8 protein-coding genes and 1 pseudogene are annotated in these 10,009 nt (G+C 69.6%); 3 read left to right on the top strand and 6 right to left on the bottom strand.

Annotation, left to right across the window (positions count from 1 at the left end):
* The first annotated feature begins 114 nt into the window (after positions 1-114).
* Both QNA08_RS11950 and mmsB read left to right on the top strand, forming a co-directional pair.
* Positions 115-1,260, top strand: a complete 1,146-nt coding sequence (locus QNA08_RS11950; RefSeq protein ID WP_283740936.1) for an isobutyryl-CoA dehydrogenase — start codon at positions 115-117, stop codon at positions 1,258-1,260.
* A gap of 46 nt (positions 1,261-1,306) precedes the next feature.
* A pseudogene (gene mmsB / locus QNA08_RS11945) lies at positions 1,307-2,230 on the top strand (3-hydroxyisobutyrate dehydrogenase); the annotation flags it as partial.
* A 9-nt stretch (positions 2,231-2,239) separates the two neighbouring features.
* Here the strand turns inward: mmsB and QNA08_RS11940 are convergent.
* Complete coding sequence (locus QNA08_RS11940; protein ID WP_283740935.1) at positions 2,240-2,665, bottom strand: YqaA family protein; 426 nt, start codon at positions 2,663-2,665, stop codon at positions 2,240-2,242.
* 277 nt (positions 2,666-2,942) lie between these two features.
* Between QNA08_RS11940 and QNA08_RS11935 the strand changes: the two genes are divergently transcribed.
* Positions 2,943-4,172, top strand: coding sequence for a peptide ABC transporter permease (locus QNA08_RS11935; RefSeq protein ID WP_283740934.1), 1,230 nt, complete (start codon positions 2,943-2,945; stop codon positions 4,170-4,172).
* A 14-nt stretch (positions 4,173-4,186) separates the two neighbouring features.
* Here the strand turns inward: QNA08_RS11935 and QNA08_RS11930 are convergent, their stop codons facing one another.
* The 5 genes from QNA08_RS11930 to QNA08_RS11910 all read right to left on the bottom strand — a co-directional run bounded on the left by QNA08_RS11930 (position 4,187) and on the right by QNA08_RS11910 (position 9,831).
* A complete protein-coding gene (locus tag QNA08_RS11930; protein WP_283740933.1) occupies positions 4,187-5,182 on the bottom strand; it encodes an ABC transporter ATP-binding protein in 996 nt (331 codons plus the stop codon).
* A complete protein-coding gene (locus QNA08_RS11925) occupies positions 5,179-6,180 on the bottom strand; it encodes an ABC transporter ATP-binding protein (RefSeq protein WP_283740932.1) in 1,002 nt (333 codons plus the stop codon). The genes QNA08_RS11930 and QNA08_RS11925 overlap by 4 nt, the downstream gene beginning before the upstream one ends.
* A 10-nt stretch (positions 6,181-6,190) precedes the next feature.
* Positions 6,191-7,177, bottom strand: coding sequence for an ABC transporter permease (locus tag QNA08_RS11920; RefSeq protein ID WP_283740931.1), 987 nt, complete (start codon positions 7,175-7,177; stop codon positions 6,191-6,193).
* A gap of 8 nt (positions 7,178-7,185) precedes the next feature.
* Complete coding sequence (locus QNA08_RS11915) at positions 7,186-8,166, bottom strand: ABC transporter permease (protein WP_283740930.1); 981 nt, start codon at positions 8,164-8,166, stop codon at positions 7,186-7,188.
* A 69-nt stretch (positions 8,167-8,235) separates the two neighbouring features.
* Positions 8,236-9,831, bottom strand: coding sequence for an ABC transporter substrate-binding protein (locus QNA08_RS11910; protein ID WP_422679909.1), 1,596 nt, complete (start codon positions 9,829-9,831; stop codon positions 8,236-8,238).
* Between the last annotated feature and the right edge of the window lie 178 nt (positions 9,832-10,009).

Raw genomic sequence — 10,009 nt, 5'->3', positions numbered from 1 at the left:
GCTTCGACGACAACAGGGCCGAGGGTCGCGCGGCGACAGCCACCGACCGGGCAGGGGCCGGCAGGGGCCGATCCGCCCCGAAAGAACGACCGTGGCCGCAGAGGGGGAGGGCTCATGAGCTTCGCGCTGACCGAGGAACAGATCGCCATCCGCGATATGGCGCGCGGCTTCGCAGACGAGAAGCTCGCACCCGAGGCCGTGCGCTGGGACGAGGAAAAGCACTTCCCCGTGGACGTGATGCGCGAGGCGGCCGCGCTCGGCATGGGCGGGGTCTATGTCCGCGAGGACGTGGGCGGTTCCGGCCTCTCGCGCCTCGACGCGGCGCTGATCTTCGAGGCGCTCGCCACGGGCTGCCCCACGATCTCGGCCTATATCTCCATCCACAACATGGCGACCTGGATGATCGACCGCTACGGCTCGGACGAGCAGCGGCACCGCTTCGTCCCCAAGCTCGCCACGATGGAGCATCTGGCGAGCTACTGCCTGACCGAGCCGGGCGCCGGTTCCGACGCCGCCGCCCTCAAGACGCGCGCGGTGCGTGATGGCGACAGCTATGTCGTCAATGGCGTCAAGCAGTTCATCTCCGGCGCCGGAACGGCCGACATCTACGTCGTCATGCTGCGCACGGGCGAAGGCGGAGCGGCGGGTATCTCGACCCTCGTCGTCGAGAAGGACACGCCCGGCCTTTCCTTCGGCGCCAACGAGAGGAAGATGGGCTGGAACGCCCAGCCGACGCGGCAGGTGATCTTCGAGGACTGCCGCGTGCCCGTCGCCAACCGCCTCGGCGAGGAGGGCGCGGGCTTCAAGATCGCCATGGCCGGCCTCGACGGCGGACGGCTCAACATCGGCGCCTGCTCGCTCGGCGGGGCGCAGGCGGCCCTCGAGAAGTCCATTGCCTACATGGCCGAGCGCAAGGCCTTCGGCAAACGTCTGTCCGACTTCCAGGCCCTGCAGTTCAAGCTCGCCGACATGGCGACCGAGCTCGAAGCCGCGCGCACCTTCCTGTGGCGGGCAGCGGCGGCGCTCGATGCCAAGGCGCTCGATGCGACGCGGCTCTGCGCCATGGCCAAGCGCATCGCCACCGACACCGGCTTCGAGGTGGCGAACGCAGCGCTGCAGCTCCACGGCGGCTACGGTTACCTCGCCGACTACGGCCTCGAGAAGATCGTGCGCGACCTGCGCGTGCACCAGATCCTCGAAGGCACGAACGAAATCATGCGCCTCATCGTGGCGAGAAGCCTCGTGGGGCGGGGCAACTGAGCGCGGCAGCGGATGCGAGCCTCATGGCTGCCGGCGCGAGACGGGCACGACGGGAAGGAACGCACGCATGACCACCATCGCCTTCATCGGCCTCGGCCACATGGGCGGCCCCATGGCCGCCAATCTCGTCAAGGCCGGGCATGAGGTCCTGGGCTACGACCTCGTGGCGAGCCTGCGCGACGCCTCGGCGCAGGACGGGGTGAGCATCGCCGCCTCGGCCAAGGAGGCCGTGGCGCGGGCCGAGGTCGTCATCACCATGTTGCCCATGGGCAAGCACGTCCTCGCGGTCTGGGCGGACGTGCTGCCTGCCGCTCGGAAGGGCACATTGTTCATCGATTCCTCGACCATCGACGTGGAAAGCGCGCGCAAGGCCCATGCGCTCGCGGCGGAAGCCGGCATGGCCTCGCTCGACGCCCCGGTGTCGGGCGGTGTGGGCGGGGCCAAGGCGGCAAGCCTCACCTTCATGGCCGGCGGCTCGGATGAGGCCTTCGCCAGGGCCAAGCCCGTGCTCGAGGCCATGGGCAGGAAGATCGTGCATTGCGGGCCGGCCGGAAACGGCCAGGCGGCGAAGATCTGCAACAACATGATCCTCGGCATCTCGATGATCGGGGTCTGCGAGGCCTTCGCCCTCGGCGAGAAGCTCGGGCTGTCGCATCAGGCGCTGTTCGACGTGGCCTCGACCTCGTCGGGCCAGTGCTGGTCCCTGACGAGCTACTGCCCGGTGCCGGGACCGGTGCCGACCTCGCCGGCCAACAACGACTACAAGCCGGGCTTCGCCGCCGCGCTCATGCTCAAGGATCTCAAGCTGTCGCAGGAGGCGGCGCTCGCCGCCGGCGCCGCGACGCCCATGGGCGCGGAGGCGGCGCAGCTCTATGCGCTCTATGCCGGCGCCGGCCACGGCGAGGCGGATTTCTCCGGCATCATCCACTTCCTGCGCGGCCTCGGCGCCGTGGAAGCGACGAAGGCCTGAGGCACGGACTCAGAAGAGGGCCACGAGGCCCGCGACCGCGAGGTAGCGCAGGAGCTTCGCCACACCAACGACGAGGACGAAGAGCGGCAGGGGCGTGCGCAGCACGCCCGCGACGACGGTGAGCGGATCGCCGACGACCGGCGCCCAGGACAGAAGGAGCGACCACACGCCCCAGCGCCGATACCAGCTGACGGCACGCTCGAAGTGTTCGGGCCTAACAGGAGAGCGCCGATGCTCGCGGTAGCCGGCGAAAAAGCGGCCGATCCCCCAGTTGACACAGGAGCCGAGCGTGTTCCCGAAGGTCGCGACGGCGACGGCCACCAGGGCGGGGGCGCCGCCGAAACCGACGACCGCCGCCAAGGCTGCCTCCGACGAACCCGGCAGGAGGGTGGCCGACAGGAGGGCCGCGAGGAACAGACTGACGAGTTCGGTCATCTCGCGGCGCCGGCCGGCACTCCCTGATCATCGTCGCCGAGGTCGCCCCCAAGGGCAGGGCGCCCCAGCCAAACCACCAGCGGTGCGACGAGGCCAGAGCCGGGCCGCCCCCTGCGACCAAAAGCCTCTTGCCGGCGCTTCCGCTGCGTGGCGCCTACAGTGTTGCATTCCCCCTACAGATTCCAAGGGCGCGCCGGGCTAGCGTGCGGGCGCCGCGCCATCGGCGTGCAGGGGGCACGCCAGCGCCGAGACAGATTGCGGGAGAAGTTGCCTGTCCATGGTGACCCGATCGCCCACGACACCGCTCGACCCCGCCGCCGACGCGGCGACGCTCCTGCGCCGGATCGGCTTCGCCACGCTCGTCGTGGCGGTGCCGGTGGCGGCCGTCGTGGCCCGGCGCGCGACGGTCGTGCTCGTGCCGCTCGGTGCGGCGCTCCTCGTGATCGCGGCCCTCCTCGACGGCGCCAGCCCCGGTCTCGGCACGACGCTCAGGCGCATCGTGCCGTCGCGCGGCGGCCTCCTCGCCCTCGCCCTGATCGGCTGGGCGGCGCTGTCGATCCTGTGGTCGCCCTTCCCGGCAACTGCCGGCGACAAGATCGTCAACGTGCTGGGAGCCGTGCTGGTAACCCTGGCGGGCGTCGCCGCGCTGCCCGAGCGCATGCGCGCCTCCAATCTCTACCTCACCGGCATCGGCGCCGGCGCCGCCGCGGTGTTCGCCATCGCGGTCGCCCTAGCGATCTCGGCCGCAGACGAGGCCGAGCATGCCGACGCGAGCCTCGACCGCGGCCTCGTCAGCCTCGCCGTCACCATCTGGCCGGCGATCGCCTGGCTCGTCTCCCGCGACCGACGCATGATGGCGCTGACGCTCGCCGCGGTCGCGGCGGCCGCCGTTCTGCTCGGGCCCTCGCCCACGCCCGCCTTCGCCCTTGCCCTGGGCGGGCTCGCCTATGCCGCGACGACGATCCGCCCCGCGGCGGTCGCCAAGGCGTTGGCGGCCGGCATCGCCGGCCTCATCCTGGCCGCGCCCCTCCTGCCGTTCGTGCTGCGCCCCTTCGCCAAGGCGATCTTCGGCCTGACCCATCCCACGACCGCCGCCGTGCGCGCCTGGGCCGACGTGGTCCGCAGCGAGCCGATGCGCCTCGTCACCGGCCACGGCCTCGACACCGCCCTGCGTGGGCGCTCCGTCGGCCTCCTGCCGACGGATGCACCGATGAGCCTCCTGTTCGAGGTCTGGTACGAACTCGGGCTCGTGGGCGCGGCCGCTCTCGCCGCCCTCTTCTACCTCACGGTGCGGGCGGCCGCCGGCGTGCAGGGCCTCCTTCTCCCCGCCCTCATGGCAGCGTTCGCCGCCGTCTTCAGCCTCGGCTGCCTCGGCATCGGCATGGCGCAGAGCTGGTGGCTGTCGACGCTCGGCATCGTCGCCATCGCCTTCGTCGCCGTCGAGCGCGGCCAGTTCCGCACCACGCGCCCGAAGGCGCGGCTCTGGCAGGCGGCGAACGACCGCTAGGCCGGCGAGGCGGCTCAGGCCGCCACCGGCCGCCCTTCCCGTACTGCGTGGCAGGCGACGCCCTCCTCGAGCGGCGGGGCCTCGCGCCGGCAGCGGTCGAAGACGAAGGGGCAGCGCGGGTGGAAGGTGCAGCCCGAGGGCGGATTGATCGGGTTGGGGATCTCGCCCTTCACCGCCTCGCGCATGCGCCCCGTCATGGCGATGTCGGGCACGGCGTTCAGCAGCATGCGCGTGTAGGGGTGGCGCGGCCGCGCGAAGAGCGTCTTGCCGTCGGCGATCTCGACGATGCGGCCGAGATACATGACGCCGATGCGGCTTGCCATGTGCCGCACCACGGCGAGGTTGTGGCTGATGAAGAGGTAGGTGAGGCCGAAGCGGTCCTGCAGGTCGCGCATCAGGTTGAGGATCTGCGCCTGCACCGAGACGTCGAGCGCCGAAGTCGGCTCGTCGCAGACGATGAACTCGGCCTTGGAGGCGAGCGCCCGGGCGATGGCGATGCGCTGACGCTGGCCGCCGGAGAACTCGTGCGGGTACTTCCTGCCGTCGGCGGGATGGAGGCCGACGAGGGACAGGAGCTCGCCCACCCGATCGGCCACCTCGCGTTCGCTCTCGGCCAGGCGCAAGGCGCGAATCGGCTCGGCGATGATGCGCTCGACCCGCCAGCGCGGATTGAGGCTGGCGTAAGGGTCCTGGAAGATCATCTGGATGCGGCGGCGGAGCCTGCGCACCTCGGCTGCGCGCGAGGTGTCGGCAATCGGCACGCCGTCGATGATCACCTCGCCGCCGCTCGCCGGCAGCAGGCCGACGACCATGCGCGCGACCGTCGACTTCCCTGAACCCGATTCGCCGACGAGGGCGAAGGTCTCGCCGCGGCGGATGTCGAAGGTGATGCCGTCGACCGCCTTGAGGAACTGCTTCGGCGCCCCCTCTATGACGCGGTTGAGCCAAGGCTTCGACACGTCGAAGGTGCGCTTGAGGTCGCGGATCTCGACAAGGGGCTTCTCGGTCACGGCAGGGCCTCCGCCTCGGCGGAATCATAGAGATGGCAGGCAACGCGATGGCCGGCGTCGGCGGGCGCCGCGGGAACGATCGGTTCCGGGCGATCGAGGCGGCAGCGGGCGAAGGTGCGGTCGCAGCGCGGATTGAAGGCGCAGCCCGGCGGGATGGCGGAGAGCCTCGGCATGGCGCCGGGGATCTGCACGAGGCGGTCGGCATCCGTCTCGAGCGAGGGGATCGCACCCATGAGCCCGCGTGCGTAGGGATGCAGGGGGTGCTTCACCACATCGGCCACCGGGCCGATCTCGGCGATGCGCCCGGCATACATGACGGCGACGCGGTCGGCCGTCTCGGCGATGACGCCCATGTCGTGAGTGACGAGCATCACCGCTGTGCCGCGCTCGGCGCACAGGCGCTTGATGAGGGCGATGATCTGCGCCTGCACCGAGACGTCGAGGGCCGTCGTCGGCTCGTCGGCGATCACGAGGTCGGGCTCGGCGCAGAGCGCGAGCGCGATGACGACGCGCTGGCGCATCCCGCCCGAGAACTCGTGCGGATAGCCGTCGATACGCTTCTCGGGCGCGGGAATGCCGACCTCGGCGAGAAGCTCGATCGCCCGCTCGCGCGCCTGGCGCGGCGACAGGTCGAGATGCGTGCGGATCGTCTCCGTGAGCTGGTCGCCGACCCGGTAAAGCGGGTTGAGGCTCGTCAGCGGATCCTGGAAGATCATGCCGATGCGCTTGCCGCGGATGTGGCGCATGGCCTGTGGCGACAGGTTGTCGATGCGCTCGCCGGCGAGGCGGATCTCGCCGCCGGCGATCCGCCCGGGCGGCTCGATCAGACCGATGACGGCCGAGCCCGTCACCGACTTGCCGGCGCCCGACTCACCCACGACGCCGAGCACCTCGCCCTCGGCGATGTCGAAGGATATGCCGTCGATGGCCTTGAGGATGCCGCGGCGGGTGGCGAACTCGACCCGGAGGTCGCGTACGGAGAGGACGGGTTCGGTCATCGGCTCACCCTCATCTCAGCTTCGGGTTGAGCGCATCGCGCAGCCAGTCACCGAGGAGGTTCACGGCCAGCACGAGGCCCGCGAGGGTCACGCCCGGAAAGGCCACGATCCACCACTCGCCCGAGAACAGGAATTGCTGGCCGATGCGGATCAGCGTGCCGAGCGAGGGCTGGGTGGGCGGCAGGCCGACACCGAGGAAGGAGAGCGTCGCCTCCGTGATGACGGCGAGGCCGAGGTTGATGGTGAGGATGACGAGCACCGGCCCGACGACATTGGGCAGGACGTGCCGCATCATGATGAGGACCGGCGACAGGCCGACGAGACGCGCGGCCTGAATGTAGTCCTTGTTCTTCTCGACCAGCGTCGAGCCGCGGATGGTGCGAGCGTATTGCACCCAGAAGGACAGGCCGATGGACAGGACGAGCACGCCGAAGGCCGTGTCCTCCCGGCTCGCGCCCTTGAGGAGGGCGTGGACGACGCCGTCTACGAGCAGGGCGATGAGGATCGCCGGGAAGGTGAGCTGCACGTCGGCGATGCGCATGATGACGGCGTCCACCCGCCCGCCGACATAGCCGGCGACGAGGCCGAGCGTGATGCCGATGGCTGCGGCAAAGGCCACACCGAGCGCTCCGATGAGGAGCGACACACGCAGGCCATAGAGCACGGCCGAGAAGAGGTCGCGCCCCTGGTCGTCGGTGCCGAGGAGGAAGCGCGCCTCGCCCCCCTCCACCCAGCGCGGCGGCAGGTGCGAATCGAGAAGGTCGACCTTGGCCGGGTCGAAGGGATCGGTCGGCGCGATCCAGGGCGCGAAGAGCGCCGCGGCGACGAGCACCACCGTCACGACGGCCGCGACCATGGTCATCTTCGAGGCGAGGAAGCTCGCCACGAGATCGTTGTCCTTCAGGCGGGCGACGAGCCCCGGCGCCCCTTCTGCCGGTGCCGGCGCGGACGCTGCCTCGGCCGGCGATTCTGCCTTTTCTCCGGTCGTGAACGGCATGGCGGACCTCAGGATGCGGTGACCGTCGACTTCAGGCGCGGATCGACGGCCGCGTAGAGGAGGTCGACGACGAGGTTGATGACGACGAAGAGGAAGGCGATGAACAGGAGATAGGCCGCCATGATGGGGATATCGACGTTCTGCACCGCCTGCAGGAAGAGGATGCCCATGCCGGGCCACTGGAACACCGTCTCCGTGATGATGGCGAAGGCGATGACCGAGCCGAGCTGCAGGCCGGCGATGGTGATGACGGGAACAAGCGTGTTCTTGAGCGCGTGGCCGAAGTGGATCGCCCGCTGCGACAGGCCGCGGGCGCGGGCGAACTTGATGTAGTCGGTGCGCAGCACCTCGAGCATCTCGGCCCGTACCAGCCGCATGATCAGCGTCATCTGGAAGAGGCCGAGGGTGATTGCCGGCAGGATCAGGGCGCGCAGACCCGTCCAGGTGAGGAGGCCTGTCGTCCACCAGGAGCCGACCGCGACCACGTCGCCGCGGCCGAAGGACGGCAGCCAGCCGAGCAGCACCGAAAAGACGTAGATGAGCAGGATGCCGGTGAGGAAGGTCGGCAGGCTGACGCCGACGAGCGACACCGCCTGGAACACCTGCGCCAGCCAGCCGTTGCGCCTGAGCGCCGTATACACGCCCATGGCGATGCCCACGGCAAGCGCAAAGGCCGAGGAGACGAGCGCGAGTTCGAGCGTTGCCGGCATGCGCTCGGCGAGGAGTTTCGTGACGGGCTGGCGGAACTGATAGGAGATGCCGAAATCGAGGGAGGCCGCCTTGGCGACGTAGCGGCCGAACTGTACCACCACCGGATCGTCGAGGCCGAGGCTCTTGCGGATCTGCTCGCGCTCGGCCGCCGAGGTCTCGACGCCGACCATCTGGTTCACCGGATCGCCGACGAAGCGGAACATGGTGAAGGCGATGAGGGCCACCGCCAGGAGCACGCCGATCGACTGGATCAGGCGGCGGATGATGAAGGCGATCATGCGAAGTCCGTTCGACGCTCACTGAGGGACGCCGGCGCCGCCCCGCAGGGGACCGGCGCCGGCGCGCGCTCATTCCTTGCGGATCCAGGAGAGGATCAGCTGGTTGTCGGCGCGCTGCACGAGCTTGACCGTCTTCGCGACGCCCCACACCAGCGCCTGCTGATGCAGCGGGATGTAGCCGACGTCCTCGACGAGGGCGACGCGATAGGCCTCGGCGATCAGGTCGTCGCGCTTCTTCTTGTCGGTCTCGGCGCGGATCTTGCCGATCAGCGCCTCGACCTTCGGGTTGCAGTAGTTGCCGTAGTTGGTAAGGCCGCCGTTACCCTTCTCGTCCCGGCAACCCATGATCTGCGTCAGCACGTTGAGGCTGTCGAGGGTCGAAGGCGTCCAGCCGAGCAGGTAGAAGGACGTGTCGTAGCCGCCCGTCTGGCCCGCCTTGGCGAAGTACTTCGCCTTGGGCTGGGCATTGAGGCTCACCTTCACGCCGATGCGTGCCAGCATGCCGACGACCGCCTGGCAGATGCGCTCGTCGTTCACGTAGCGGTCGTTCGGGCAGTCCATGACCACCTCGAAGCCGTTCGGATAGCCCGCCTCGGCAAGGAGCTTCTTCGCCGCCTCCGGATCGTAGGGGAAGCGCTTGAACTCGCCGGCGCGGTCGAAGAGCAGCGGCGAGATCATCAGGGCGGCGGGCGTGGCGAGGCCGCGCATCACCTTGTCCCTGATCGCGGCGATATCGACGGCCTGGTAGAAGGCCTTGCGCACCCGCGCGTCCTTGAAGGGGTTCCTGCCCTTGACGCTTGCCCCGCGCAGTTCGTCCCGGTTCTGGTCAAAGCCGAGGAAGATGGTGCGCAGCTCCGGCCCCTGCATGACCTCGGCGATGCCGCTCGCGTTGACGCGCTGGATGTCCTGCAGCGGCACGGGGTCGATCCAGTCGACCTCGCCCGAGAGGAGGGCGGCGACGCGCGTCGCGTCCGAGCCAATGGGGGTGAAGACGACTTCCGTCAGGTTGTGCCTGGGGCTATCCCACCAGTTCGGGTTCGGTCGCCACACGGTCTTGACGCCCGGCTGGTGGCTGACGACGACGAAGGGCCCGGTGCCGTTCTCGTTGAGCGCGGCGTAGCTCGGCGTTTCGGCCGCCTGCGGCGTCGGCGCCACCGCGTTGTTCGCCTCGGCCCACTTCTTCGACATCATGGGCCAATTGTCCCACTCGGCGATGAGCATCGCGTCGGGGGCCGTGAGCAAGAAGTCGACGGTGTGGTCGTCAACCTTCACCACCTTGGCGTCCTTCGGCACGATGGGCAGGAAATTCGAGCCCTGGGTGCGCACGCGCTGGGCGGAGAAGATCACGTCATCGGCGGTAAAGTCCTCGCCGCCGTGGAACTTGACGCCCCTGCGCAGGTAGAAGCGCCAGCGCAGTCCATCCTCGGATACCTCCCAGCGCTCGGCGAGCGCCGGCTCGATCTCGAGTTTCGGCCCGCGGCGCACGAGCCCTTCGTACACCGCCTTGTGCAGGCCGTTGGTGAAGCTCTCGTTGAGCGTATAGGGGTCGAGCGACTTGTAATCGCCCTGGAAGGCGAAACGGAAGGTCTTGGCCTCGGCGCCAGCGGCGGTCAGGGCGAGCCCCATGGCTGCGGCGGCGAGAAACCGGCGAAACGGCCTCACCATCATCGGATCCACTCCTCCCTCATGACATTCACGACGTTCGCCGCAGGACGATGGCCATGGCTGCCGCTCCCGCCCCTCCCGCGGCGGCCGGCACCGCGGGAGGCACAAGAGTGGCACGGCCGGTGCGGCCCGCCCGAGCATGGGTTCGCGGGTGGCATGCCTCCCGGCGGATATCCGC

Origin of the sequence: Chelatococcus albus (assembly GCF_030067675.1) — a bacterium.
Lineage (GTDB): Bacteria > Pseudomonadota > Alphaproteobacteria > Rhizobiales > Beijerinckiaceae > Chelatococcus_A > Chelatococcus_A albus.
The sequence above is the reverse complement of the archived record's forward strand: the minus strand, read 5'-3'. Positions and strand labels throughout refer to the sequence as shown.